Origin of the sequence: Streptomyces sp. ST2-7A, assembly GCF_021390475.1 — a bacterium.
In the GTDB taxonomy this organism is placed as follows: domain Bacteria; phylum Actinomycetota; class Actinomycetes; order Streptomycetales; family Streptomycetaceae; genus Streptomyces.
In genome coordinates this window covers 206,341-233,327 of the sequence record NZ_JAJUWS010000003.1, presented here as the reverse complement: position 1 = coordinate 233,327, position 26,987 = coordinate 206,341, and the positions used below count along the sequence as shown (strand labels likewise).

The 26,987-nt window shown below is 73.8% G+C and carries 21 protein-coding genes and 1 pseudogene; 9 read left to right on the top strand and 13 right to left on the bottom strand.

The genetic code is table 11. The features are described from left to right. The 5 genes and pseudogenes from LZF96_RS26395 to LZF96_RS03485 form a co-directional block, all read left to right on the top strand. Positions 1-1,800, top strand: a 1,800-nt coding sequence (locus tag LZF96_RS26395; protein ID WP_267940390.1) for a GTPase, incomplete at its 5' end; no start/stop codon positions are given. 397 nt (positions 1,801-2,197) lie between these two features. Then, on the top strand, positions 2,198-3,676 hold the full coding sequence (locus LZF96_RS03500) for a thioester domain-containing protein (protein ID WP_233865472.1): 1,479 nt from the start codon (positions 2,198-2,200) through the stop codon (positions 3,674-3,676). Positions 3,677-4,019: 343 nt separating this feature from the next. Then, positions 4,020-5,684, top strand: a complete 1,665-nt coding sequence (ettA, locus tag LZF96_RS03495) for an energy-dependent translational throttle protein EttA (RefSeq protein WP_233865471.1) — start codon at positions 4,020-4,022, stop codon at positions 5,682-5,684. Positions 5,685-5,729: 45 nt separating this feature from the next. Beyond that, a pseudogene (locus LZF96_RS03490) lies at positions 5,730-6,184 on the top strand (acyl-CoA thioesterase). After that, positions 6,153-6,932 carry a hypothetical protein gene (locus tag LZF96_RS03485; protein ID WP_233865470.1) on the top strand — a complete coding sequence of 260 codons (780 nt, stop codon included), beginning with the start codon at positions 6,153-6,155 and terminating at the stop codon, positions 6,930-6,932. Before LZF96_RS03490 ends, LZF96_RS03485 begins: the two are co-directional and overlap by 32 nt. Before the next feature lie 89 nt (positions 6,933-7,021). Here the strand turns inward: LZF96_RS03485 and LZF96_RS03480 are convergent, their stop codons facing one another. The 3 genes from LZF96_RS03480 to LZF96_RS03470 all read right to left on the bottom strand — a co-directional run bounded on the left by LZF96_RS03480 (position 7,022) and on the right by LZF96_RS03470 (position 8,604). Further along, entirely contained in the window at positions 7,022-7,447 is a 426-nt protein-coding gene (locus LZF96_RS03480) for a globin (RefSeq protein ID WP_233865469.1), read from the bottom strand. Positions 7,448-7,592: 145 nt separating this feature from the next. Continuing rightward, a complete protein-coding gene (locus LZF96_RS03475; RefSeq protein ID WP_233865468.1) occupies positions 7,593-7,778 on the bottom strand; it encodes a DUF397 domain-containing protein in 186 nt (61 codons plus the stop codon). Continuing rightward, a complete protein-coding gene (locus tag LZF96_RS03470; protein WP_233865467.1) occupies positions 7,771-8,604 on the bottom strand; it encodes a helix-turn-helix transcriptional regulator in 834 nt (277 codons plus the stop codon). Before LZF96_RS03470 ends, LZF96_RS03475 begins: the two co-directional genes overlap by 8 nt. A gap of 501 nt (positions 8,605-9,105) precedes the next feature. Here LZF96_RS03470 and LZF96_RS03465 point away from each other — a divergent pair. After that, positions 9,106-9,255, top strand: a complete 150-nt coding sequence (locus tag LZF96_RS03465; protein ID WP_233865466.1) for a hypothetical protein — start codon at positions 9,106-9,108, stop codon at positions 9,253-9,255. 80 nt (positions 9,256-9,335) lie between these two features. Here the strand turns inward: LZF96_RS03465 and LZF96_RS03460 are convergent, their stop codons facing one another. The 10 genes from LZF96_RS03460 to LZF96_RS03415 all read right to left on the bottom strand — a co-directional run bounded on the left by LZF96_RS03460 (position 9,336) and on the right by LZF96_RS03415 (position 22,913). Beyond that, positions 9,336-10,403 carry an ABC transporter permease gene (locus LZF96_RS03460; protein WP_233865465.1) on the bottom strand — a complete coding sequence of 356 codons (1,068 nt, stop codon included), beginning with the start codon at positions 10,401-10,403 and terminating at the stop codon, positions 9,336-9,338. Further along, a complete protein-coding gene (locus tag LZF96_RS03455) occupies positions 10,400-11,128 on the bottom strand; it encodes an ABC transporter ATP-binding protein (RefSeq protein WP_233865463.1) in 729 nt (242 codons plus the stop codon). The genes LZF96_RS03460 and LZF96_RS03455 overlap by 4 nt, the downstream gene beginning before the upstream one ends. Positions 11,129-11,216: 88 nt before the next feature. Then, positions 11,217-12,065, bottom strand: a complete 849-nt coding sequence (locus LZF96_RS03450; protein WP_233865461.1) for an FHA domain-containing protein — start codon at positions 12,063-12,065, stop codon at positions 11,217-11,219. A 195-nt stretch (positions 12,066-12,260) separates the two neighbouring features. Next, entirely contained in the window at positions 12,261-13,748 is a 1,488-nt protein-coding gene (locus LZF96_RS03445) for a PP2C family serine/threonine-protein phosphatase (protein WP_233865503.1), read from the bottom strand. Positions 13,749-13,750: 2 nt separating this feature from the next. Further along, entirely contained in the window at positions 13,751-16,351 is a 2,601-nt protein-coding gene (locus LZF96_RS03440; protein ID WP_233865459.1) for a serine/threonine-protein kinase, read from the bottom strand. Positions 16,352-16,419: 68 nt separating this feature from the next. After that, entirely contained in the window at positions 16,420-17,838 is a 1,419-nt protein-coding gene (locus LZF96_RS03435; protein ID WP_233865457.1) for a hypothetical protein, read from the bottom strand. Between the two features lie 401 nt (positions 17,839-18,239). Continuing rightward, a complete protein-coding gene (locus tag LZF96_RS03430) occupies positions 18,240-19,043 on the bottom strand; it encodes a glutamate ABC transporter substrate-binding protein (RefSeq protein ID WP_233865455.1) in 804 nt (267 codons plus the stop codon). Positions 19,044-19,312: 269 nt separating this feature from the next. Then, on the bottom strand, positions 19,313-20,734 hold the full coding sequence (locus LZF96_RS03425; RefSeq protein ID WP_233865453.1) for a hypothetical protein: 1,422 nt from the start codon (positions 20,732-20,734) through the stop codon (positions 19,313-19,315). Between the two features lie 339 nt (positions 20,735-21,073). After that, the gene (locus tag LZF96_RS03420) at positions 21,074-21,703 is read right to left on the bottom strand and encodes a GNAT family N-acetyltransferase (protein ID WP_233865451.1); all 630 of its coding nucleotides are present in this window, start codon (positions 21,701-21,703) and stop codon (positions 21,074-21,076) included. 178 nt (positions 21,704-21,881) lie between these two features. Beyond that, a complete protein-coding gene (locus LZF96_RS03415; protein ID WP_233865450.1) occupies positions 21,882-22,913 on the bottom strand; it encodes a mechanosensitive ion channel family protein in 1,032 nt (343 codons plus the stop codon). A gap of 415 nt (positions 22,914-23,328) precedes the next feature. Here LZF96_RS03415 and LZF96_RS03410 point away from each other — a divergent pair, with 415 nt between their 5' ends. The 3 genes from LZF96_RS03410 (at position 23,329) to malQ (ending at position 26,812) form a co-directional block, all read left to right on the top strand. Next, positions 23,329-23,859, top strand: coding sequence for an HNH endonuclease (locus tag LZF96_RS03410; protein ID WP_233865449.1), 531 nt, complete (start codon positions 23,329-23,331; stop codon positions 23,857-23,859). A 359-nt stretch (positions 23,860-24,218) separates the two neighbouring features. Further along, positions 24,219-24,551 (top strand): hypothetical protein, encoded by a 333-nt coding sequence (locus LZF96_RS03405; RefSeq protein WP_233865448.1) that lies wholly within the window; start codon positions 24,219-24,221, stop codon positions 24,549-24,551. Further along, positions 24,551-26,812, top strand: a complete 2,262-nt coding sequence (gene malQ, locus LZF96_RS03400; RefSeq protein ID WP_233865447.1) for a 4-alpha-glucanotransferase — start codon at positions 24,551-24,553, stop codon at positions 26,810-26,812. Before LZF96_RS03405 ends, malQ begins: the two co-directional genes overlap by 1 nt. Positions 26,813-26,987: the final 175 nt, after the last annotated feature.

The window sequence follows — 26,987 nt, the reverse complement described above, 5'->3', positions numbered from 1 at the left end:
GGCCCCGACCGGCCCCCCGAGGAGGCCATCCCCGAGACCGAACCGCTGGTCCCCGCGCCCCCCACCGCCCCGGACGAGCGGCTGCCCGGCGGCCCCCCGCCCGGCACCCCGGCCGACCGTGCCCTGCGGACACGGCTGCGCGCGCTGCGCGAACTCGTCGCGCTCTCCCGCGCCCGGGTGCCCGACCCGGCGCTCGCCGAGGCGGGTCGGCTGCTCGCCGAGGCCGCCGAGCGGGACCGTCTCACCCGCCTGTACACCACCGTCGCCATCGCCGGGGCCACCGGCAGCGGGAAGTCCACGCTGTTCAACGCGCTGGCCGGCAGCGGCATCGCCGAGACCGGCGTGCGGCGGCCGATGACGGCCGCCCCGCACTCCTGCGCCTGGGAGGCGGAACGCGGGGGCGGCCCGTCCCCCGACGCGTTGTTGGACCGGCTGGGCGTCCAGCCGCGCCGGCGCCGGCGGGCGCACCGGGCCGACCCCGCGCTGCGCGGGCTGGTCCTGCTGGACCTGCCGGACCACGACTCCGCGCTGCCCGACCACCGGCGGGAGGCGGACCGGCTGCTGGCCCGCACCGACGCCGTGATCTGGCTGCTGGACCCCGAGAAGTACGCCGACGCCCTGCTGCACGACCACTACCTGCGGGCCTTCGCCGGGCACGCGGAGGTGAGCCTGGTGGTGCTCAACCAGATCGACCGCCTGCCGCCGGACGCGACCGAGGCGGTGCTCGACGACGTGCGCCGCCTGCTCGACGAACGGGGGGTGGCGGTCGGCGAGCACGGTGAACCGGGGGTGGGCGTTCTGGCGGTCTCGGCGCTCACCGGGCAGGGGATGGGCGAACTGCGCCGGGCGTTGGCCGAGTTGGTCGGCTCCCGGGCGGCCCCCGCGCTGCGCCTGGCCGCCGACGCGGACGGCACCACCCGGCGGTTGCGACCGATGTGCGTGGCGGAGTCCGGCTCGGCGCCGATCGGGCTGACCGAGGACGCGCGGGCGGCCTTCGAGGAGCGGTTGGCCGCGGCGGTCGGCGCCCCGGCCGCCGGGGCCGCCGCCGAACGCGGTTGGCTGCGTCGTGCGGACCGGATCTGCGGTACCCCGTGGGGGCAGTTGGTGACGACCCTCGCCGAGCGCCGGGCGGCCCGCCGGGGCGAGCCGGTCGCCCTCACCGGGCGGGCGCGCGGCCTGCGGGAACAACCTCCGGTGGTTTCCCGGCCGGCGCTGGAGGAGGCGGTGCGGCGACTGACCGAGGAGGTGACGGCCGACCTGCCGGAACCCTGGGCGGCCTCGGTGCGCCGGGTGGCCCGGCGGGGAGCCTCGGAGGTGCCGGCGGCGTTGGAGGGGCCGCCGGCCGCGCGGGGCAACCCCGGCCGTCGCCGGGTGCCGTGGTCGGGTCGGCAACCCGGCGCGCGGGCCTCCCGGGTGCCGGGCGCGCCGCGCCCCCCGCGGCCGGTGTGGTGGAGCGCGGCGGCGGTGGGGCAGGGAGTGTTCCTCACCCTGCACCTGCTGGGGCTGGGCTGGTTGGCGCTCGCGGCGCTGGGCCACCCGGTGGCCGGCGTGGTGCTGCCGGCCGGACTCCTGCTGTGCGGTGCGCTGGGGGCGCCGTTGCTGGCGTGGGGGTGCCGGGTGGCGGCGGCCGCGCCGGCCCGGGCGTGGGGGCGGCAGGAGGAGGAGCGTTTGCGGTCGGCCGCGGCGGCGGTGGGCCGGACCCGGGTACTGGAGCCGGTGGCGGCGGAGTTGGTGCGTTATCGGGAGGTGCGCGAACAGTGGGTCGTCGCCTCGGGCGGGGACGCCTTCACTCCGAGGTGAGTCACCGGGGCGGGCCGGCGCCGGCGCCGGGCAGGGGGTTCGACGTGCGCCGGAGCCGGCCAGGAGGAGTGGGGGTATGGGTGGGAACGGTGGTGCGGAAGGGGCGGCGAAGAGTGATCGGTGGGTCACGTGGAGAAAAAGTGGAGGAGCGCGTTCCGTCCGCGGAGAGGGCTGACCATCCGTCAACACCCATTCTCGGGCGGCGATTCGCGCTAATCATCCCTTTTGATCAGACCATCTGATAACGATTCCGCTTCGGAGTGGGTAGTTCACCCGGCCCCGGGGGACATACCCCGTTTTCCCTCTCTACGATCCCGGCGTACGCACGGGACATTTGAAACGCCAGCCCTGCACCGAGGTGGCTGCGGCCCGTGCGCCTCGTGGAGGGGACTCACACATGATTTCTGCGCGCAAGCGGGTGATATCCCGCCTTGCGGCCACGGTCGTGGCGAGCCTGATGTTCGTCGGTGGCGGTATCACCACCGCCGGTTCGGCCGCCGCGGACGAGACGGCCGTCGGCAGTGGTGGCACCACCGCCCAGCTCGTGGGTCTGGACAAGGACCTGTCGGCGACGGTCAAGGTGGGGAAGGAGTACTACAGCGCCGGTCTGTTCACGATGAACGTGGACGGCGGCGGCACCATCAAGACCTACTGCATCGACTTCGGTACCCCGACCGCCAAGGAAGCGCGGTACCAGGAGACGGCGTGGAACTCCTCGGTGCTGGCCAGCAACCCGAACGCGGGGAAGATCCACTGGATCCTCCAGAACTCGTACCCGCAGGTCGATGACCTGAACGCGCTGGGTCGGACCATCGGTCTGAAGGACCGGGAGAAGCTCACCCCGGCCACTGCCGCAGCGGGCACCCAGGCCGCCATCTGGCGTTTCTCGGACCCCAAGCACGCCGCTTCCGCCAACCCCCTCAACGGGGCGGCGAAGAAGCTCACCAAGTACCTGTACGAGAACGCCGGTGACATCGCCGAGCCCGAGATCTCCCTCGAGCTCACCCCGCCGGAGGTCGCCGGCAAGCCCGGGCAGAAGCTCGGCCCCATCGGTGTGAAGACCTCCGCGGGCACCGTCTCCATCGCCCCGAACACCTCCGCCGGCGTCACCGTCACCGACGCCTCCGGCGCCCCGGTGACCGAGGCCGTCGACGGTAGCGAGCTGTACTTCGACGTCCCGGCCGACGCGGCCGACGGCACCGCCTCCTTCACCGCCTCCGCCACCCTGGCGGCCGAGGTCGGTCGGGTCTTCAAGGGCATCGACAAGAAGACCCAGACCATGATCCTGGCCGGCGCCAGCGAGGTCTCCACCTCCAAGACCGCCACCGCCAACTGGGCCTCCGACGGTCCCGCCCCGACCTTCAGCCACCAGATCGACTGTGTGGCCGGCGGCGTCAACCTGACCGTGGGCAACGACGGCGACCAGCCGTTCGAGTTCGACTTCCAGGGCGAGACCCACACCATCCCGGCCGGCGGCACCAAGGACATCTTCGTCCCGGTCGAGAACAAGCAGGAGTACCACATCTCCATCACCGACGAGGCCGGCGAGTCCCTCGCCGACTTCCATGGTGTCCTCGACTGCGAGGTCTCCCCGCCGGCCGAGCCGGAGGAGAACGAGGAGGGCCAGGAGACCGAGGAGCCCGCCCCGGGCACCGAGGAGCCGGGTGACGAGACCGAGACCCCGGACGAGACCGAGAACGAGCCGAACCCGCAGGGTTCCGGTGACGAAGAGGTCAAGGACGAGTCCCCGAACCTGGCCGAGACCGGCAGCAGCAGCAACGTGGGCATGATCGCCGGTATCGCGATCGCCCTGCTGGTGGCCGGTGGCGCGGCGATGTTCTTCATCCGCAAGCGCGGCGCCTCCTCCTCTTCCTGAGGATTCTTCTTCCCGAGGACCCCTCTTCACGAGGATCACGGGGGTTCACTCCTCCCGGTGCCACACCGGACCCCGTTCTCCCGGATCATCCGGGGGAACGGGGGGAGTGAACCCCGACAGGGGCCCGCCCCCGGCGCAAGCCGGGGGCGGGCCCCTGTCGTGCGCCGGGAGGAGGGGGAGGCCGACGGGAAACCCCGGGGCCGATCCGTTCCGCCCCGGCCCGACCGGTTCCGGCGCCCGGGCGACGGGCCGGTCGGCGTTTTCGTCCGGGGGCGCGAATGGGGCAGGATAGAGCGCACTGCCCCTGATCGAACCCGCCCCACAACCCGCCGGATGGTTTCTCTTGGCTGAGTACATCTACACCATGCGCAAGGCGCGCAAAGCGCATGGCGACAAGGTGATCCTCGACGATGTGACGACGGCGTTCCTGCCCGGCGCCAAGATCGGTGTCGTCGGCCCCAACGGAGCCGGCAAGTCCACCGTCCTGAAGATCATGGCCGGGTTGGAGCAGCCCTCCAACGGCGACGCCTTCCTCTCACCCGGCTACAGCGTCGGCATCCTGCTCCAGGAGCCCCCGCTGGACGAGGAGAAGACTGTGCTGGAGAACGTCCAGCAGGGCGTCTCCGAGGTCAAGGGCAAGCTCGACCGGTTCAACGAGATCGCCGAGCAGATGGCGACCGAGTACACCGACGAGCTGATGGAGGAGATGGGTCGGCTCCAGGAGGCCCTGGACCACGCCAACGCCTGGGACCTCGACGCCCAACTCGAGCAGGCCATGGACGCCCTCGGCTGCCCGCCCGGCGACTGGCCGGTCACCCACCTCTCCGGTGGCGAGAAGCGCCGCGTCGCGCTGTGCAAGCTCCTGCTGGAGCAGCCCGACCTGCTGCTGCTCGACGAGCCCACCAACCACCTGGACGCCGAGTCCGTGCAGTGGCTCGAGCAGCACCTCGCCAAGTACCCGGGCACCGTCGTGGCCATCACCCACGACCGGTACTTCCTCGACAACGTAGCCCAGTGGATCATGGAGCTGGACCGTGGCCGGGCGCACGGCTACGAGGGCAACTACTCCAAGTACCTGGAGACCAAGCAGGCCCGTCTGAAGGTCGAGGGCCAGAAGGACGCCAAGCGGCAGAAGCGCCTCAAGGACGAGCTGGAGTGGGTCCGCTCCAACGCCAAGGGACGCCAGGCCAAGTCCAAGGCCCGCCTCGCCCGTTACGAGGAGATGGCCGCCGAGGCGGAGAAGACCCGGAAGCTGGACTTCGAGGAGATCCAGATCCCGCCGGGGCCCCGCCTGGGCGGTGTGGTCGTCGAGGTCGAGAACCTGCAGAAGGGCTTCGGCGACAAGGTGCTGGTGGACGGTCTGTCCTTCACCCTCCCGCGCAACGGCATCGTCGGCGTCATCGGCCCCAACGGCGCCGGTAAGACCACCCTGTTCAAGATGATCCAGGGTCTGGAGCAGCCGGACGCCGGCAAGGTCAAGGTCGGCGACACCGTCAAGATCGCCTACGTCGACCAGAACCGCGAGAACATCGACCCGAAGAAGTCGCTGTGGGAGGTTGTCTCCGACGGCCTGGACTACATCAACGTCGGCCAGGTCGAGATGCCCTCGCGCGCCTACGTCAGCGCCTTCGGCTTCAAGGGCCCGGACCAGCAGAAGCCCGCCGGGATCCTCTCCGGCGGTGAGCGCAACCGCCTGAACCTCGCGCTCACCCTCAAGCAGGGCGGCAACCTGCTGCTGCTCGACGAGCCCACCAACGACCTCGACGTGGAGACGCTCTCCTCGCTGGAGAACGCCCTGCTGGAGTTCCCCGGCTGCGCCGTGGTCATCTCCCACGACCGGTGGTTCCTGGACCGCGTGGCCACCCACATCCTCGCCTACGAGGGCGATTCGCGGTGGTTCTGGTTCGAGGGCAACTTCGACTCCTACGAGAAGAACAAGATCGAGCGGCTCGGCCCCGACGCCGCCCGCCCCCACCGCGCCACCTACAAGAAGCTCACCCGGGGCTGAACCACTGTGCGACACCTCTTCCGTTGTCCGCTCCGCTGGTCGGACATGGATTCCTTCGGACACATCAACAACGTCGTCTTCCTGCGGTACCTGGAGGAGGCGCGCATCGACTTCCTCTGGCGCCTGGCGCGGGAGGCGGCCGACGAGACGGGTGTGTCCGGAACCGACCCCGGGACCGGCGACGGTCCCGGGGCGTCTTCGACCCGGAGATCGCCTTCTCCGGAACCACCGTGGTCGCCCGGCACGAGATCGACTACCTGCGCCCGCTGGTGCACCGGCACACCCCGATCGACATCGAGCTGTGGGTGACCAAGATCGGCGCCGCCGCGACCACGATCGGCTACGAGATGATCGACGGGGGCACCGTGCACGCCCGGGCCCGCACCGTCATCGTCCCCTACGACCTGGAGAAGGAACGCCCCCGCCGCCTGTCGGTGGTCGAACGGTCCTTCCTGGAACGGTACTTCGATGACGCCACCGACACGGCTCCGGTTCGCTGAGCCTGCCGACGCCTCCCTCCTCGCCTTCTTCCTCGGCCGACACCTCAAGTGGGACCGGACGGCGGCGGTCCGGCTGCGCGCCGAGGACGGAGTCCTCGCAGTCTTCGCCCGCCCCGCCCGCTTCGAGGTGGTGGCGGTGCTGCCGCTACCCCTCGCCGCGCCGGAGGTTTCGGACCCGGCGGACGGGACGGACGCGCCGGCGGTTCCGGCGCTGGACCTGACCGTCTCCGCCGGCGAGCTGTTGGAAGGGGTGGAGGAGCCCGACGGGGGAACCCCGGCCGGGGTCCGCCTCCCGGCCCCCGTCACCGGCCCGCCGTGGACCGGTCTGCTCCCACCCCGTGAGGGCTGGCAACGAGTGGCCGAGCTCTCCGCCGACGGCCTCCGGGCCGCCGCCGGCGCGGTGATCGCCGAGTTCCGCGACCGCACCGAACGCCTCGCCCCCGCCGAGCGCACCCGCTCGGCGCTGGAGACGCTGGCGGAGGGGATATGGTCCCGGCCGCTGCCGGACACCGTGCTGCCGCTGCGCGCCGTGCACGCCGCGCACGCCCTCGGTTTCCTCATCGCGTCGGAGGGGACGCCCGCCGAAACGGGCGGGGACGCCCCGGACGCGGGCCCCGTGGTGCTCACCGCCGGGAACTGGATACGACTGCGCACCCCGCGAGGCTCGGTCGCGGTGCGCCGCTCCGGCGGACCGTCACTGCCGTTCGTGGCCCCCACCACGGCGGGACGGGGACGCCACACCCACTGAGCGCGCGTCGAGTGGAAAGAGGGGTCCCGCTGGATGGCGGGACCCCTCTTTCCACTCGTGTCACGCCGGTCGCCCGGGCCGGCCCCGGGTCAGTCCGGGGTGTTCACCATCGAGGCGGCGGCGTACACCAGGTAGTTCCACAGCTGCCGCTCGTGCTCCGGGTCCAGCTCCAGGCTGTCCACCGCGTCCCGCATGTGACGCAACCACGCGTCGTGGGCGGCCCGGTTCACGGTGAACGGGGCGTGCCTCATCCGCAGGCGCGGGTGACCGCGCCCCTCGCTGTAGGTGCGGGGGCCGCCCCAGTACTGCATGAGGAACAGCACCAGGCGCTCCTCGGCCGGCCCCAAATCCTCCTCGGGGTACATCGGCCGCAGCAACGGGTCCTCGGCGACACCCCGGTAGAACCGCCGGACCAGGGCCCGGAAGGTCTCCTCGCCACCCACCTGCTCGTAGAAGGTGCGCTGCGGGTCGGCGCCCTCCGGCAGGCGCGGGATGTGCGGGACGTTCGACGTCATATGTGATCACCTCGGCTGGGGTACCCCGCCATGGTCGCAGATCCGACCCCCGCCCCGGCGGGGCCGTCCGGCCGCCGATCCCGGAGACGGGGAACGGCCCTCCGCCGTCACGGTGGAGGGCCGTCTCCCGGGAACCGGGGTGTGCTCAGGCGGTCCGCCGGACGTGCCGGACGAATCCGGTCCAGGCCGCCGCCGGCACGGTCAGCGCGGGCCCACCGGGAACCTTGCTGTCCCGCACCGGCACGACCCCCGGGGCCCCGTCCCGGACTTCCAGACAGGCGTTCTCCATGCCACCGCTGTAAGACGACTTGCGCCATTCAAGGCTACTCATCGGCGTATCTCCTTTCATACTGCTCGATCATCTCGAGGGACTCCGACTCGGGCAGCGCACGTGCCTGTGAGTGGTCAAATTGGTGTAGCAATTCCGCCACTCGGCGGGGCTCTTCGATTGTTGCACCGCTACTGAAGGATTCCACATAGGTCATGCAGCTGCCGTCCGGGCCTGTGAGGGCGGTGAAGCTTCCTCCCAGCATGGAGTATGCCCCGGCGGTGAAAGGAAGCACCTGTACGACGATATTCTGTCGACAGGTCATGGTGTGCATATGCCGTAGGGCTTCGCACATGATTTCTTTTCCGCCGACTGGTCGAGCAAGTGCGGCTTCATCCATGATTGCCCAATAAAAAGCTGGTTCCTCCCTTTCCAGTGCGGTATGGGAGCGCTCGCGACGAAGGATTACGGCATCGTCGAAGGTCTCCGGCGGTGCCTTGGGGGCGGCGCTCGCGAAAAGGGCTCGTGCATATTCAGGTGTTTGGAGCAAGCCCGGTAGAGTATTGCCCGTGAGTACCTGAATCCGCACCGCTGTGCGCTCTTTCATCAGGGCCGCTCGGGAGTAATTTGGGGCACCGTCGTGGCTGGCCAGTACCATGAGGCCGGCGAAAAGGCCGTCGGTTTCGAAGTGGGCGTCCAGGGCTCGGGTGAGGGACTCCGAGGGCATTTGGGTTCCGGTTTCGACGCGGGCGATATAGCCGTGGGTGAAGTTGATCTCCTTCCCCAGTGCGCGGACGGACAGGCCGGCGCGTGCCCGGTGGGCTTTCAAGCTGGTCGCCATGAGGTCCCGGGCTCCCGACTGCCGCATATCCAGATTGCGTTCCGTCATGCTTTGGCCTCCGCTTCGTTGTGGGATGCACTGTTTCCTGATCCCGTCGGCAACACGTTACGTCCCGTAGGCACCTCAATACTGCCCGATAGTGGAAGTGAGAGTTTCCAAGGATGGGAAGTGACCGGTGATCGATCGCCAGTGCGGCCGGGGGGAAGGCGTGTTTTCCCCGGTCCCGCCGTTTCTTCAGCCGTTTCGACAATCCCGCCGTCGGCATTCGGTGGGCGTCCGCGCAGAATCGAACAATCGTGGCAACGGTGGCTCGTCCGGTGGATGGTGAGAGGTGAGCGCGCGACATCTTCCCCGGCTTTCCCGGCCCGTTCCCGAGCCGATTCCGGGCTCGGAACGCCACATCTGTTACTTCTGCCGCGTGGGTCTGCACACCACGTGCACCGGGCGGGAGATCACCCACGACCCGGGGGTGCCCGGCGTGGTCTACATCGGATGTTCGTGCGCGGTGTGCGATCCGGCGAAGGACTCGATGAGGGGCGGGGGAGCGTCGTGACCACGGGGAACCGGGCGCGCCGGCGCAGGCATCGGCGCCGCGAGCGGCTGCGGGACCTCGGATGGTTCCTGTTGACGGCGCTGATCGGCGCGGTGGGCTGCGCGGCCCTCGTCACGGGCCTGTGGATGATCGGTCGGGGCTCGTGACCGTCCCCGCCGTCCCCATCGCCCCCGCCGCGCACGGTCGCGCCGGCGGGGGCGATCAGCGGGCGCGGAGCCCTCGACGACTACTTCGCCTCCCAGCGGAAGAGTCGGGCCGCGATCGCCGCCACCACGGCCGCGAACAGCAGCAGCCCGCCCATCACCGGCAGCGCCGTGCCCCAGCTCTCGCCGCGCGAGAGCACCCCCATCAGCGCCTCGTTGAGGTGCTTGAGCGGCAACAGGCGGGCGATCGGCTCCAGCCAGCCCGGCATCACCTCGGTCGGGAAGAAGGACCCGGAGAGGAACGCCATCGGCATGATCACGGCCTGGAGCACACCGTTGGCCGCCTCCTCGGTGGACGTCACCGCGCCGATCAGGAGGCCCACCGCCATGAACGCCAGCGTTCCGCAGGCCACCAGCGGGATCGACAGCCACCACATGCCGGTCAGCCGCAGCCCGTAGAAGGGGATCACGGCGACCGCGAGGAAGAGGACCAGCTGTGCCATCGCCAGCCCCAGGCTGACCCCGATCCGGGCGCCCACCACCGTGCCGGGACCGATCGGCGCCAGCCACAACCGGCGCAGCAGTCGCTTGCGGCGCCAGTTGACCAGGGTGAGCGCCGACATGAAGGACGCGCCCATGGCGATCGCCCAGCCCAGCAGGCCCGGCGCCAGGAACTGGATCGCCCGGATCGACTCGTCCTCCACCCGCTCGGTGCTCATCCGGAAGGCGGGCGGTTCGCCGGTCGCGGCCACGTTGGCGTCCTGTACCAGGGCGTTGACCAGGCCGCGCGCCGCCGCCGCCCGGGCCTCGTCGGCCGCCGAGTACCGCAGCTCCAGGGTGCCCGGTATCTCCTCCCAGACCACCGCGTCCACCTCGCCGGCACGCAGTCGCTCCAGCGCGTCCTCGCGGTCGCCGGTCCGCTCCAACACCAGGGCCTCGGAGAGCGCGGCCAGGTGTTCCTCGTCCAGTTCGTCGAGGACGGTCACCTCCCCGTACTGCACGACCGTCGAGCGCGATCCCCCGTCCCCCTGGAAGAGGGCGCCGAAGAGCACCAGGAAGGACAGCGGCAGCACGAGCATGAAGAACACGGCCGTGCGGTCCCGGAGCAGCCCCAGGAACATCACCTTCGACAGGCTGGACAGCGCGCTCATTCGCGGTACTCCCGTCCGGTCAGGCGGAGGAAGACGTCCTCCAGGTTCGCCACGCCCAGCTCCTCGATCAGCTCCCGGGGCGGGCCGACGCGCAGCACCCGACCGGCGTCCATCACCGCCACCCGGTCGCACAACAACTCGGCCTCGTCCATGTAATGGGTGGTCAACACCACCGTGCGGCCCTGGCCGTTGATCTCCCGCAGCAGGTCCCACAGGTTGCGGCGGGCCTGTGGGTCCAGGCCGGTGGTCGGCTCGTCCAGGAAGACCAGCTCGGGGTCGTGGACCAGGGCGCAGGCGATCGACAGGCGTTGCGCCTGCCCGCCGGAGAGCTCGGTGTCCCGCACGTCCGCCTTGCCGGTCAGGCCCACCGTCTCCAGCATCGCGTCGGCCCGCCCGGCGGAAACCCCGTACAGCGAGGCGAAGGAGCGGATCTGCTCGCGGGCGGTGAGCTTCTCGAAGAAGGCCGAGGCCTGGAGTTGCACGCCGATACGGCGCAGCAGGTCGGGGTCGCGCGGCCAGGAGGGCATGCCCAGCAGGCGCACCGTGCCCTCGTCGGGTTCGCGCAGCCCCTCGATCAACTCCAGGGTGGTGGTCTTCCCGGCCCCGTTCGGGCCGAGGATGCCGTAGAACTCCCCGGAGGCGACCTCCAGCGAGACGCCGTCCACCGCCCGCACGTCCCCGTACCGCTTGCGCAGTCCCTCGACCATGATCGCCGCATCAGTCATGCGGCGGATGGTAGGGGGTGCCGGGAGGTTCCACCTCGACCCGGGGGAGGACCGGGGTCACCCCCGGGACGGACGCGACCCCGGCGGGTCAGCCCCGGTGGACGGTCAGGGTGGTCCAGGCGCCCACGTGCACCCGGTCGCCCTCGCGCAGCGGCACCGGGACGAACGGCTGGATCGGCTCCTCCTCGTAGTTCACCGTCGTGCCGTTGGTGGAGTTCTGGTCCACGACCGCCCACCCGCCGTCCGGCTGACGCACCAGCAGGGCGTGCCGGTGCGAGACGCCCGGGTCCTCCGGGGGACGCGACAGGTCGATGTCGGGGGCCTCGCCGGTGGACGGCCGCGTCCGGCCGATGCTCACCTGCTGCCCCTCCAGGCGGATCCGCTGCTCGCCACCGGGGCCGGGCATCCGCAGGCGGGCGGCCTCGGGGCCCGAGCGGCGCATCATGGCGACGAAGTAGTCCTGGTCGGGCGTGATGTCCAGCATCCACGCGCCGGCGCCCGGTCCGCCGCCGGGGGGTGTGATCAGCCAGTCGCCGGTGCGCTGTTCGCCGCCGGGCACGGGTGGCGGGGGCACCGGCGGTGGGCCCGGCGGGGGAGCGGGCGGGAGGGGCGGGCTCCCGTAACCGGACGGGGCGCCGACGGGGCGCGGGTCCCAGTGGCCGGCGGCCGGGGCGCCGGGGTGCGAGTGGTGCCCGCACTCGACGCAGTAGGTCTCGCCGACCTCCCGGGGCGTGCGGCAGCGTGGGCACACCTCGCTCCGCGCGGTCGGTGGACCGGGATCGGGGTAGCCGGCGGGGGGAGCCGGGGGATAGCCGTAACCGCTGGGAGCGGGGGGCCCCGGCGGGGGTATGGGGCCGGGGTCGGAGGGCATGCGGTGACCGCAGACCTCGCACCAGTCGTCCGCCGTGGACCGGTGGCCGTTCGGGCACGTCGGCATCGGACGGCCTCCCCCTTTCTGCTCTCCGCGCCCGGGGCCCGTGGTGGACCGTGCCGGTGCCGGCGGATGGTTCCGTTGTGACCCGGAGCGGGTCCGGTGGGCCCGGGCTCCAGCCGGAACAGTACCCGGCCGTACGCCCCGGCGGCCGGCGTCGACCGGGCACCTCTTCGCTCCCGGTGGATCGCTCCCGGTGGATCAGGCCGACGGCGGTCGGGGCACGGCCCGGGTCGGGGTGCGTTCGACCGTCGGCCGGGGCGGTTCCGGCCGGGCCGCCGCCGTCCCACCCGGTGCCGTGGGGGCCGGGGCCTCCAGCGGCAGCGGGATGACCGCGACCGTGACGTTGTCGTGCCCCCCGCTGTCCAGGGCGTAGCGCACCAACTGCCGGGCGCCGGTCAGCGGCGCGGTCCTGGACTGCGGCGGGACCACGGCGGCCATTCGGTCGGCGGCGTCCGCGTAGTTCCACAGCCCGTCGGTGCACACCACCACCACGCCCGGTCGGTCGGGGGCGAAGGTCGCGGTGTGCGGTTCCACCCGGGGGTTGTCGGCACCCAGCCAGGCGGTGATGGCGTGGGCCCGCCGGTCCGCCATCGCCTCCTCCTCGCCGAGCAACCCGGCGCGGACCATCTGCGCGGCCCAGGAGTCGTCCTCGGTCAGCCGGCTGGGCCGTCCCGCGCCGTCCATCGGCACCCAGTAGGCGCGGCTGTCCCCGACCCAGCCCACCGTGAGGTCGCCGCCCACCGAGACGGCGCCGACGATGGTGCAGGCGGGGGCGTTCCGGCCGATGGGCTCCGGATCGCGTTCGGCCAGCTCGTTCACCGCCCGGGAGGCGGAGAGCAGCGCCTGGTGCATCGCCTCCCGCCCCGGCACGCCCTGCGGCAGCGCCGACAGCAGCACCTCGTCGGCGACCCCGGCGGCCACCGCCGAGGCCTCGTGCGGTCGGGAGGAGGAGGAGACCCCGTCGCAGACCACGGCGATGGCCACCGGCGTGCCGTTGGCCAGGGCGGTCGCCGAGACGCGGAAGGCGTCCTCGTTGCGGTGGTGACGCAGCCCCTGGTCGCTGACACCGGCCACCCCGCACACCGCCCGCTCCACGTGGTCGCGGTCGGTGGGGCGGGACCAGCCGCAGTCGTCGCAGCGGCCCCGGGCGTCAAGGATCCCCCGACCGCAGCCGGTGCAGTGGACGGGGACGGAGCCGGGCTCGGGCAGCGAGGTGTCCCGCAGCCGGGGGTCCGGGAGGCCGGCCGGGGGCGGAGCCGTCGGGATCGTCGGGGGCCCGGAGGACGGTCCGCCGGCGGGTGGGATCGGGGTCGCGGGCGCGGGGGGTTGGAGGGTGAAGTCCGGTTCGGTGGGTGTGGCCCCGGGGCTCCCGGCGCCGGTGTCCGTGCCGGTCCGGGGGACCGCGCCGGCGGGTGGGGCGGGTGGGGCGGGGGGTGTCGGAGGGGTCGCCGCGCCGGGCGACGCCTGCCACGGCGCGGGCCCGGCGACCGGCGCGGGGTACGGGTCGGCGCGGGACGGGGGGTACGGCTCGACGGTCCGGTTCGGGGGGTAGGGGTTGGCGACGGGCGGGGCGGGCGCGACGGGCATCCGGCGCAGTTCCGCGCCGCACACGCCGCAGCGGCGGTCGGCGACGGCCGGCGGCTCACCACAGCCGGGGCAGACGGAGACTTGATCGAGCTGCGGCATCGTCACACCCATGTCCTCGGGCGGAGACGGTTGGCCGTCTCCACCAGTTCGATCCGTTCGCGGGGGCTCGCGGCGAGGCGGGCCAGTACCCGGTACGAGCGTTCCAGACCCGACCGGATCCCCGTTTCGTCCAACGAGTGTCCCAGCACGGTACGTGCCCCCTCCGACGCAGGTTCCGGGGCCCCGGCCCGACCGGCCAACCACCAGTCCAGCGTCACGCCCAGCACCTCACAGGACAGCCGTTCGGCGAGTGCCGGTTCCACGCCGTTCCGGCGCAGTTCGGCCACCCGCCGACCACACGTCAACAGGTCGGGGAGGAGGGGGTCGCGGGGGTCGCGACCGCGCAGCCGGGCGCGTACCGCCGCCACCCGGGCGGCGTTGCGGTGCACCGAGGTCTCCGGGACGGACTCCAACGCCTCCACCGCGCCCGCGCGGTCGCCGGCGGCGAGCCGCACCCGGGCGAGGCCGAACCCGGCGCCGTGGTGGCCGGGGTCGGTGGCCCACACCACGGCGTACCACTCCTCGGCGTCCCGGGTGCCGCCCAACGCCTCCGCGCACACGCCCAGCGCCAGGCCGGGCGCGGGCTCACCGGGGAAGGCGTCGTGGACCGCGCCGAAGCACCGGGCCGCCGTCGCGGGATCGTTCGCGCACAGCGCCGCCACCCCCCGGTACCAGACCACCCGGGGGTCGCCGGGCGCGTGGCGGTCCAACTCGACGAGCAGCCGCGCCGCCCCGTCGTCGGCCGCCGCCCGGACACCGGGGTCCCCCGGCCGTTCGAGGGGCAGCTCCAGCAGCGCGCGGGTCCTGCGCAACCGCAGCTCCACCGACTCGGCGGGGGCGGCCCGCAGCGCGGTGAGGGTGTCCGAGGCGCCCGCCGGCGGCAGACCGGTGAGGAAACCGGCGCAGGGGTCCTCCGGGTCGAGTCGGGGGGCCGGTAGCGCCAGCGCGCTCTCCCGCAGGTCCGGGACGACCGTGCCGGGTGGGCCGCCGGGGGCGGGGAGATCAGGGGGGCCGTCCGTGCCCCCGGTGCCGACGGGAGGGCCCGGTGGCGTGGCGGGTGGGCGGCGACGGAGCAGGCGTAACCGGCGGCGCGGGACCGCGCGTCGGGTACCCGGCACCGGGACCTCCTCCGCCCCCGCCGCCCCCGACGGTGACACCACGGTGGTGTCCACCACCCGCCTCTCCGGCCCGAACAGAGTGGAGACGGCCGGTCGCGGCACACCGGTGGTCAACGCCACCACCTCCCGCAACACCCCGGTCAGTTGTTCGGCCATCGCGGCCGCGGAGGCGAACCGCAGCGCCGGGTCCGGGTCCGTCCCGCGCACCACCAGCCGGTGGAACGAGGCGTGGGTGCGGGGCACCTCCGTGTCCGGCGCCGAGAGCGGGTCGTCCTCGGGCAGCCCGGCCCGCACCGGGACGCCCAGGCCCAGTTCGGCCAGCGTGACGGCCACGGTGTGCAGATCCGAGGCGACCGACACGCCCAGTTCGGGTACCTCCGGCGCCTGGTAGCCGGGGGTGCCGTACAGGGTGCCGGTCGTCTCGTCGATCCGTCGTACCGCCCCCAGGTCGATCAGCTTGAGTCGGTGCCCGGTCCGGATGACATTGGCCGGTTTGAAGTCGCAGTACAGCAGCCCCCGGTCGTGCAGGTGGCCCAGGGCGTCCAGCGCCTCGATCCCGTGAGCGCACGCCTGTTCGAGAGGGAGCGGTCGGGGGCCACCGGGCCCGCGCCGCGCGTCCGCGATCTCCCGCAGGGACCGCCCGCCCGCGTACTCCATGACGATGTAGCCGTCCGGCGTGCCGGAGCGTGGATCGGGGTGTTCCACGAAGTTGTGGATGCGAACGATGCCCGGGTGCTCGATCTCCGCCAGGAACCGTCGTTCGGCGATGGCCGAGGCCAGCGCGTCCTCGTCCTCGGTGTCCCGCAGCCCCTTGAGCACCACCCACCGGCGGGAGACCGGGTGATCCACGGCCAGGTAGATCCATCCCTGACCGCCGTGGGCCAGACAGCCCACCACCTCGTACTGGCCGCCCACCCACTCACCGGCGCGCAGCCGGGGCACGAAGCCGTAGCGGCGTCCGCACCGACCGCACCGCCCCTCGTCGCCGCCCACGCCCTCACCGCGTGAGCGGCCCACGGGGGCGTCGCACTCGGCGTTCGGGCAGCGCCGCCGGTGTTCGGGCACGCGCGGATCGGCGAGCACCACCGAGCGGGGATCCGGACGGGGCTCCTCCGGGAGTTCGACCAGCCCCGCGACCGGACGGCTCCCGCCGCCGCGCGGACCGCCGCCCCGCGCGGCGGCGCGGACCACGGGCCCGGACCGGGAGGCGAACCGGTCGGGGAAGCCGGGGGAGGGGTACGGATCCCCGTGCGGGAGGTCGTCATCGATGGGGGAGAAGGAATCGAGAGGATCCGGTGGGGCGAAGGAAGGGGCGTCCTCCCGCTCGGTGTCCGCCGTGCCCGCCGCGTGACGACGGTCCGGATCCGGCCGTCCCCGGCCCACTCGGTGGGGGAGGGGCAGGACGGGGCGGGTCCGCGCGGCTTCCTCCCGGTCCTCCGCGGCTGCTCCGTGCCCGGCGACGGCCGGTTCCCCGGGGTCGGTCACCGGGTTCGGAACCCCCGGGTCCGGAACCCCCGGATCCGAAGCTCCCGCGTCCCCCGGGACCCCGGGGTTCACCGCGCCGCCCCGGGGGGTTCCGGGGACCCCGGCCGTTCGGCGTCGGCGACCTCGGACGAGCGGGCCCCCGGGGAGTGCCCGCGCGCCGGATCGCCGTCCCGCGCCGGGCTTCCGCCCCCCGCCGGGTCCCCGCCGGGCGCGTGATCCCCGCCGGACGCCGCCGTCCCGCCGGCCGCCCCGGCCCCGACCTCCGCCAGTCGCTCCGTGGTGGCCACCCGGTAGCGGATCACCGCCCGCTCCGCCGCCCGCAGATCGCACGGCGAGCTCCAGAGCATCCGGCGGGCGGTGTCGTAGTGCCGGGTCAGTTCCGGGTCGCCCTCCGCGCCCGAGCGGCCGGCCCGGGCATGGTAGGCGTCCAACCGGCCGCGCAGTTCGGCCCGCACGGCCAGGGGCGCCGTCACCGCGGTCAAGGCGTCGCGGGCCCGCTCCAACTCCTCCTGCGCCCGCTCCTCCAGGGAGTCCAGCAGCGGGGAGAGCCGGTGCCACTGGGAGTCGCGGCGGTACTCGGCCGCCGCCGTCAGCTCCTCGCGCAGCGCCGACGCCGGGCCGGTGATCACCGGGACCTCCGTGGCGGCGATCCGGGACAGCACCTCCCCCCGGGCGAGCCGGGCCTCGGCCAGGGTTCGATCCGCCCGGGAGAGGACGTCGCGCAACCGCACCAGGCGTTCCTCCGAGTCGCGCCGGGCGGCGATCACCGCGTCCACCTCGCGTCGGATGTCCTCGATCAGTGCGGCCGCCCGGTCGTACCGGGTGGTGTCCGGGCGGCCGGCACCCGGCGTGGCGCTCCCCTCGGCCGGCAGCCAGAATGCCAGGGGGTCCGCCAGCACCTCGGCCCGCAGGGCGGTCAGATCCCCGGTGACCCGGGCCAGGTCGTCGCCCGCCGGATGGGAGCCGGGCCGCACCCCGGAGGAGTGGGCGAGCGCGGTCAGCCGGCGCAGCTCGGCGCCGAGCAGGTCGATCCGGGCGGGCAGCGCCGACCAGACGGAGTCGGCGGCCACCACCACGTCCAGCACCTCGGCGTACCCGGTGTTCAGCCGTTCCACGGCGGCGGCCCATCCCCCGGGCGCCCCGCGTTCGGACGTGTCGTCCCCATCGGCGGATTCCGGGGAGCCGGCCGGCTTTTCCTCCAACAGGGCGACCAGTCGGGCGAGTTCCTCCGGTCCCGGGAACCGGCGTCGGGCCCGGACGGCCCGGGCGTCCTCCAGCCTCTTTCCCCACTCCTCGAAGCACGCCCACAGCGCGGCGAGTTCCTTCTCGGCGGCGGTCCACCGCTCGGCGGTGGCCCCGATCAACTCCGTGCCCTCCAGCAGCCGTCGCCCGGCGTGGTCCTGGAGCGCCAGCAACGAGGTCTCGATCGCCTCGTGCTCGACGCCCAGCCGTGCCAGCCGCCGGTCGGCCTCCTCCCGGCTCAACACCAGGTCAACTCCTCGTCTCTCCCCGTGCCGTCACCGTCGGGCCGGTCTCCCGCCGGCGGTGTGCCGATGTGGTGGTGTGATGGTGTGTCGCGGCCGGGGTGGTGCGCCGGAGTGCCGGGCACGGTGCCCGCCGGGGGGCGGACTTCCGATCCGCCCCATCCACCCCGTCCCTCCCCCGATTCACACCTCATCACACGACGTGCCCTCTTGTCCCGGTTGTCCGGTGGTCACGGGGGATGGGTGAACCCGTCCACGCACGCCCCGGGGCGGCGCCACCCCGGCTGTCCCCGTCCTTCCCCCGGCAGAGGGGCCGGCAACCCCGACGGGCGGGCCGATCACCCTTTCATCCCCTCTTCCGGGGAGCGCGCCCGGGCCGTCCGCCCCGGCGGAGCCGTCGTCCGTCACTCCCGGTACACCGGTACCGGGGGTCGGGGGTCGGGGTCCTCCAGGTGCTCGGCCAGCCACCGCCGGTACGAGGCGTGCCACGCGCTCTCCTCACCCCCCGCCGTGAACGTCTCCAGGGCCCGGTTCACCCGCCGGACCAGGTCCTCGTCGTCGGGGTGCATCGCCACCCCGTAGGACTCCGAGGTCAGGGGCACGCCCACCAGTCGGAGGGTCGGGTCCTGCGCGAGGTGTCCGGCGGCCAGCGCGCTGTCCGTCAACAGGGCCTCCGCCTCTCCCAGTTGAAGCAGCACCACGCAGTCCAGGTGGTTGGCGGTGGTGATCAACTCCACGCCCCGGGAGACCACCCCCACCTCCAGTAGCAGCGCCTCGGCGGTCGAATCCGCCGCACTGCACACCCGCCTCCCGGTGAGCGAGCCGTTCAGTCCGGTGATCCCCGACCTGCGCGGTACCACCAACTGCTGTCCGGCCTCGAAATAGGCGGCCGAGAAGGCGAGTTCGCCTCGGCGCTCGCAGGTGATCGACATCGTGCGCACGACCATGTCCACCTCGCGCTCCCGGATCAGCCGGATGCGCTCCGAGGTGGGCACCGCCCGGTACACCACCCGGGCGCGGGGCCCCAACAACTCCTCGGCCACGGCCTCCACCAGATCGATGTCGAAGCCGATGAACCGACCGGTGTCCGGGGTCCGGAAACCCCACAGGTAGCTGTTCTGGTCCACCCCCACCACCAGGGCGCCGCGGGAGACGATCCTCCGCACGGCGGGCCCGGAGGCGTCCGAGGGGCGAGGGCTCTCGGTCACGTCCCGACCGTCCGCGCACCGTTCGCGCTCCGGACGGGAGGCCCACGGACGGGAGACCGATGGATGGAGGAGAGGCGGACCGATCGAACCCGGTTCGCCGGGCGTCCCGGTTCCGGTGGAGGCCCGCTCGGCCGAAGCCGGCCCGGTCGGCGCCGGAGGGGTCCCGCAGGCCACCCCGAGCATCCCGAGCACCCCCAGCGCCCCGAGCACCGCGGTCGCGACCCGCCTCCGTGCCCCGTGGGGCCCCGGGCCGCCCCGGGTGCCGCCCCTCACCGGTACTCCGCCAACCGTCGACCGATCCCCAACACCACCGTCAGCGCGCCCAACAGCGTCAACGGAGCCGCGCCCTCGCCCGGCCCCCGCAGGGCCTCGCGTCCGGCCGCGGCGACCTCGTCGAACCGTTCCCGCTCGGCCTCCAGCGCCATGCGCAGCTCCTCACCGGCGGCCCGCGCGTACGTGCCGGTGTGCGCGGTGCCCCGGCTCCCCTCGGCTTCGCCGGGCTCACCGATGATCAGCCTGGTGGCCCGGTCGTACTCCCCGGATGCCTCGGCGCGCAGCGCCTCCGTGTTCAACTCCCACCAGATGGAGACCGCCTCCCGCGCCGAGGCCAGCCGCTCGGGGCCCCGCGGGTCCCGGGCCAGTTCGCCGGCCCGGGCCAGTAATCCCGTTCCGGCGGCCCCCTCCGGCCCCGACAACCGCTCGAGTCGCTGCCGCGCGCTCTCCGCGTAACCGCCCCCCGAGCCCCGGGCCACCAGGAAGAGGTTCTCGTCCCCCCGGGTCAGGATCACCGTCGCCCATGCCTCGTTGACCGCTTCCACCGCGGGCAGGTTCTCCCCCAGGGCCGCGCCGAACGAACTCCTGGCCACGGCGTGTGAGGCCAGGGCCCATCCCACCAGCACCGTCAGGGCCACGGTGCCCGCCACCAGCCCGGGGTTCAGGATCCGCCGGGTGCGACGCAGGTGTCGCCGGTGGGTGACGAGGAGCGCGAGCAGGGTCACCGCCCCCAGCAGGGGGCCGGCCACCGGGAGGGCGGACGCCCGTTCCAGGTCCGCGCGCATCCGTTCGGTCTCCAGCGCGTGCAACTCACGGGCGGCGGGGAGCATCACCTCCTGCATCAGCGAATTGGCGTACCGCAGATAGGCGCCCCCCAGGGGAAGCCCCCGACGGTTGTCGGCCCGGGCGGCCCCCACCAGGCCGGTGTAGACGGGCAGGGTGCGGTTGAGCAGGTCGATCCGCTCCACCGCCTCGGCCGCCGGCCCGCCCTCGGGGCGGGGATGGGAAGCGGCCACGGTCAGTAACCGCGCCGTGTCCGCGACCAGCTCATCGTGACGCTCGCGCACCTCGCGCGGTTCGTCACCACCGGCCAGGAAACCCATGGCCGCCGTCGTGTCGGCCTCGGCCAGCGAACGGTGGATCCGGGCGGCGTCGGCGCTCGGCGGTGCCCCGGAGACCAGGGCGTCGTGCGCGGCGCCGGCCCGTTCCGCCACCTCGCCGGCGGTCAGGACGCCGGTCAACAGGATCAGCCCCACCAGCACCGCGCCGATGGCCCGCAGCCGTCCCGGCTCCGTCCCGGCAGCGGCACGCAGCCGCAGGGCGGCCTCGACCGGGGCGGGGCGACGGGCGGGGGCGGTGCCGGTGACGGCGTGTCCGACCCGGGGCGCGCGCGGCCGGCGGGTCACCGGATGGGTCACGACCGGGCGCCTCCCCTCGCGCGTTCGTGTGCGGTTTCCGACACGCGGGTGCCGGGCGGTGCGGGTGCCGCCGATCGGTCGCGCGGGCCCGGCGGCCGGCGGGATTCGTGCCGCGCGTTCGGCCGTCGGCGCGGCGCGTGCTCCGGCTCGGACACCGGTACCCGGGGGCAGTATGACCGTCGGGCCGGTTCCCGGGGAGGGGGTTCGGGGCACCCGGCTACCGGAATTCCCGTCCGACGCGGTCCCGGTCCCCCTCCCGCGCCCGGAGGCGGGTGCCGGTGCGGGGGCGGATCCCGGACGGGCGGTCCGGCGTCCGGTCCCCGGTGCCGGGTCCCGCTCTCAGCCCCCGGTGTCGAGGGCCAGTCCCAGGTGGATGACCCCGGCCCCGGACGGACTCCGCAGCAAGGTGAACCCCATCCGCTCGTAGAAGGCCCGGGCACGCTCGTTGCGGGGATCCATTCCCAGGTGCACCCCGGGGACCCCCCGCTGCCGCAGCGCGGCGAGGTACGCCTCCATCAACCGTCGGCCCAGTCCCCGCCCCTGGCCCCCGGGCAGGAGATCGATGTGCAGGTGGGCGGGGTGGAGGGCGGCGATCTCCGGGACCAGCATCCGTTCGGCGTGGTGCAGCAGGTCCCGCATCTCCTCGTCCGGGGTGCCCGGCGGTCCGTCCGGCGGCGGGTGACGGTCGGCGACCGTCGGCAGCCACCGCTCCCGGAACGCGCGGAAGAAGGCCGTGCTGTCCGCCGTGCCCACGATGTAGCCGAGCACCCGACCGTTCTCCTCCGCCACCCGCACCAAATCCGGTTCCAGGGCGACGTAGGGGCGCAGGAAGAGGTCGGGCAGCAGGTCGTGGTCCCGGTACAGCTCCCGGGCGTCACCGCCGATGTGGCCGGTGCGCAGACAGATCTCCGACAACGCCTCGAGATCCTCCGGGCGTTGGTGACGGATGACGGCGGTGGGCGGGGTCATGGCCGACATCCTGTGGAAGGTTCGCGGCGAGCACAAGGGTCCCGGCCCGACGGCGAGCGGTGTGGCGGGTTCCGGTTCCCTCCGGAACCTCCGCCCGCCCGGGCCGCATCCGCCTCCGGCCGGGCACCGCGCGGCACCGGAACGCCCGGCGCGGGGTCGGTGCGGGGTCGGTGCGGGGTCAGCGCGGTCGCGCCGGCTCCGGCTCCGCCCCGTGGCGCGGTCCGCGCAACTTCTCCAGGGTCAGCGCGGTCGCGTCCACCCGCTCGATGCCCGCGGCGTCCAACGCCTCCTTGAAGTGCCGGCGCATGGCGCGCTCGGCGGCCGCGGCCCGTCCCGGCTGCACCTTCGCGGTGACCTTGAGGACCATCGAATCCGGGGAGACCGCCTCCAGCCCGAGGACCTCCGGCGTCTCCCACAACTGCTCGTCCCAGGGCTCGCGGCGGGCCAGCTCCGCACCGGCCTCCTCCAGAATCCGGTGCACCCGCTCGGGGTCCGCGTCACCCCGGACCTCGGTCTCCACCGCGGCGGTCGCCCATCCCTGACTGAGGTTGCCCACGCGCTTGATCTCGCCGTTGCGCACGTACCAGACCTCCCCGTCGTCGGCGCGCAGCGTCGTGACCCGCAGTCCGATCTCCAGCACCGTCCCGGTGGCCTCGCCCGTGTCGACCCGGTCCCCCACCCCGTATTGGTCCTCCAACAGGATGAACATCCCGGTCAGCACGTCGGTGACCAGGTTGCGGGCGCCGAAGCCCAGCGCCACACCCACGATGCCCGCGCCCGCCACCAGCGGACCGAGTTGGATGCCGAGCTGGTCCAGGAGCATCAGGGCGGCCGTCCCCATCACCAGCAGCGAGGCGACGCTGCGCAACACCGAGCCGATCGCCGCCGCCCGCTGCCGTCTGCGCTCGGGGTGGGCCAGTGGGTCCCGGACCCCGCCGCGGGCCGCCGGACGGTCGGCCCGGCCCACCCGTTCCACGGCCCGGGTGATGGCCCGGCGCAGCACCGCCCGGACCACCACGGCGACGATCACGATCAACAGGATCCGCAATCCGCCGGCCAGCCACTTCTCCCAGTTCTCCTCGACCCAGGTCGCGGCCTCGGCGGTGCTCGGGGAGGTCTCGCCGAGGACGGCGAGGAGGTGTGGAGGACGCGGGGACGGGGCGGGGAGGGTCGGACCGGACGACGTGAGGTGGGGGTGGAGCGCTCGCACCCCGCCAACGGTAACGGCGCCTCCGCGCGGGGGAGGGGCCCGGCGGCCGGATGGCGCGTCCCCACCCCCTCGCCCGCCGCGATCCGGCCGGCCCGCCGGCCCGGGGCGGCCCCGTAACCCGTCGGCGCGGACAGGACGCGGGGAGACCCGTCCCGGACCGGCGGTGCGGGGCTCCACCGACACCCGTGACCGGGCCGTATCCGGTCGGGAGGGGAGAACGGCCCTCTTCCCGGGAAACCACTTCTCGGGACGTCGATCGCCGGGCCCCGACGTCCGGACCGCGCGGCGACCGCGTCCCTCCTGTGTCCCTCGACACATTCCCGATCGTGGTGGCGCGGCCCACCGGGGTCGGGACACACTGTGGTTGATCGTCCCGGCGCGAGCCACGCGCCGCCGACGGAAACGGAGGCCGGCTGTGCCCAATGTCCTGGTTCTCAACGCGTCGTACGAGCCGCTGGGCGTGGTGCCCGTCCGGCGAGCCCTGATCCTGCTGCTGCACGACAAGGCGGTCAGCCTGGAGGACTCCGGCCTCCTCATGCGCAGCTCCAGCACGCAGATCGTCGCTCCCAGCGTGGTGCGGCTCAAACGTTTCGTCCGGATCCCCTACCGTGCCAACGTGCCGCTCACCCGTCGTGCCCTCTTCGCCCGGGACGGCGGCCGCTGTGCCTACTGCGGGGGCGTCGCCACCAGCGTCGACCACGTCGTCCCGCGCAGCCGGGGCGGGGCGCACGCCTGGGAGAACGTCGTGGCGGCCTGCCGCCGCTGCAACCACGTCAAGGCCGACCGCCATGTGGCGGAACTCGGCTGGCGGCTGCGGTACCAGCCCGCCCCGCCGTCGGGTCTCGCCTGGCGCATCATCGGAACCGGCCACCGCGATCCGCGGTGGCTTCCGTATTTGCGGCCCTACGGGGTGGCGGAGGAGGTGCCGGTCGCCGAGTGCCGGTAGCCGGTCCGTCGGATCGCGGGCGACCCGGGTTTCCCGGTCCGCCGGCGATCCGACGTGCGCCGGCGGCCGGCGGAAACCGGGCGGGAACGACGGGGGAATCGTGTGGTGAACGGTACGGAGAAAAGGTGACGCAGCGCGCGAACCCGACACCCGGTGCCACGGGAGGGGTTACGGTGGGTATGGCTCCCGGTCCGCAAGAACCGTCGTCGCCGGGGGCGACAACACCACATATTGCGTCGTGTCCCGGCGTGAGCCGCCCCCACCTTTCCCGTTCCGGGAGGATTTCGGTGTGATGCCGTGAGTGCTTCGGGGTAGACCTCACTCCGGGTCGTCTGTCCACCACCCGAACGGAGAACCCCGTGCCCGCAGCCGCCGAGCGCATCCATCCCGCACTCATCGCCTCGCCCCCCGGACGGGGGGACGGAGAGCCGGTCAAACCCGACCTCCCCGAGCTGTGGGACGACACCGGGGAGCTCGACCTGTCCGACCTCTCCCACCCCGACTCCGGACTCGCCGGCGCGGGGTACGGCGGCCCGGTGCCCGCCCCCCTGACCAGCGAGCCGCCCATCGGCGCCGGCACCCCGCTGACCAGCGAGCCCCCTCTGAACGCCCAGCCTCCCCTGACCTCCGAGGCCACCGTCGCCGGCGGCTACGCCGAGCCGCCGGTCGGCCCGGAGCCCGACGGCATCTGATGCACGGGTTGGCCCGACTCGCCGCGGCGTACGGGGTCGCCGAATCCTACGAACCCGCCCCGGGGCACCGGGTGCAGGTGCCCACCGAAACCGTCGTGGCGGTCCTGGCCGCCCTCGGCGTGGACGCCTCCGGCCCCGACGCGGTACGCGACGCGCTGGAACGCCACGAGAAGTCCCTCGCCGCCCGCCTGCTGCCGCCCACCGTGGTCCTCGTCGCCGCCGACCCGGCGGTCGGGGCGCGACTCCCCGCCGACCTCGTGGCCGGCCTGCCGCCCGGCACCGACCTGCGGGTGACCACCGAGGACGGCCGGTCCCTACCCCTCGGACGGACCGGCGACACCCCCGCGTCCACCGCCCCGGCCGTGCCGCTCGGCGTGCACGCCCTGGACGCAGAGGCGCCCGACGGCCGCCGGGCCCGGGTCCATCTGTTGGTCTCCCCGCAGCGGGTCCCCGAGCCGGCCGGCCGCGCCCACGGCCTGATGGTGCAGCTGTACTCGCTGCTGTCCGAGCACTCCTGGGGCATGGGGGACCTCGCCGACCTGGCCCAACTCGCCGGCTGGGCCGGACGATCGGCGGGTGCCGGATTCGTGCAGCTCAACCCGTTGCACGCGGCCGTTCCCGGCCTCTCCGGCGAGAGCACCGACCCCTCCCCCTACCGCCCCGCCACCCGGCGGTTCGCCGACCCCGTCCACCTGCGGGTGGAGGCGGTGCCCGAGTACGCGCTGCTGGGCGGGGAGGACCGGTACCGCGCCGACGCGCTGCTCGCCCGCGCCGAGCTCCTCCGCGAGGCGGTTCTGGAACGCGGCACCCCGGTGGACCGCGACGAGGTGTGGCGGCTCAAGCAGGAGGCGCTGGAACTGGTGGCGCGGGTCCCGTTGGGGCCGGGGCGTCACGCCGCCTACTGCGCCTTCCTCGCCGAGCACGGCCGCGCGCTGGAGGACCACGCCACCTGGTGCGCCCTGACCGAGCTGTACGGGCCGGACTGGACCGCCTGGCCCGGGGCCCTGCGCGACCCGCGCTCCACCGGCACCGCGCGCGCCCGCGCCGAACACCTGACCCGGATCGACTTCCACAGCCGGCTCGCCTGGCTGGTCGACGAGCAACTCGCCGGGGCCCAGCGCGCCGCCCGCGAGGCCGGGATGGGAATCGGCCTCATCCACGACCTCGCGCTCGGCGTGCACCCGCGCGGTTCGGAGAGCTGGGCCCAGCAGCACGTGCTGGCCGGCGGCATGTCCACCGGAGCGCCCCCGGACGCCTTCAGTGCCGAGGGCCAGGACTGGGGATTGCCGCCCTGGCGGCCCGACGCCCTCGCCGAAGCGGGTTACGCCCCCTACCGCGACCTGCTGACCGGCCTGCTGCGGCACGCCGGCGGGCTGCGCATCGACCACGTGATGAGCCACTTCCGGCTGTGGTGGATCCCCGAGGGGCGGCCACCGCGCGAGGGCACCTACGTCTCCTACGACGCCTCCGCCATGCTCGGCACGCTCGCGCTGGCCGCCCACCGGGCCGACGCGGTCGTCGTGGGCGAGGACCTGGGCACGGTCGCGCCCGGTGTCCGGGAGGAACTGGCGGGCCGCTCGGTGCTCGGCACCTCCGTCCTGTGGTTCGAACGCGACTGGGAGAAGGCCGGTGCGGACGGCACCGCGCCGATCCTGCGGCCGGGCGAGTGGCGGTCCGGCTGCCTGGCCACCGTGACCACCCACGACCTGCCGCCCACGGCGGCCCGGCTCACCGGCGAGGACGTGGAGCTGCGGGCCCGACTGGGCCTGCTCGGCGGGCACGCCGGAGGGGACGGAGCGGGCGGGCACGCCGCCCGGGACGCGGACGCCCGGGAGCGCCGGCGGACCGAGGCGCTGGAGACCGCCCGGACCGACGCCCGACGGGAGATCGACGACTGGCTGGAACTCTTCCGTCGCATGGGTCTGCTGCGGCCGGGCGCGGGCGAGGAACAGCAGATCGTCGCGGCCTACCGCTTCCTGGCCCGTACCCCGGCCCGCCTGCTCGGAATCTGGCTGCCGGACGCGGTGGGCGACCGCCGTTCCCAGAATGTCCCCGGCACCTGGCGGGAGTATCCCAACTGGCGGCTGCCGATCGCGGACGCCACCGGCCGGCCGGTCACCCTGGAACGTTTGACCGGATCGGCACGGGCGATGGCCCTGCTGGAGGCGGTACGCGCGGAGACGGCCCGCCGACCGGAGGATCCGCCGGGGGCGACCGGCTCGGCGCCGCCGGCCGCCGAGGAGACGTCCCGAACGGCCTGACCACCGGGAACACCGTGGTGCCACGGCAGCGCGGCCCCGCGGCCCCGCCCCGGACACCTCCGACCACCGTCTCCGGAGGCGTTCGCCGGTGGCCCGTCCGGCGCCCGGACGGTGCCGCCCCGGGGAGGGGCGGCACCACCGGGTCGGCCCCCGGGGAAGCCGCCGGGACGCGCCG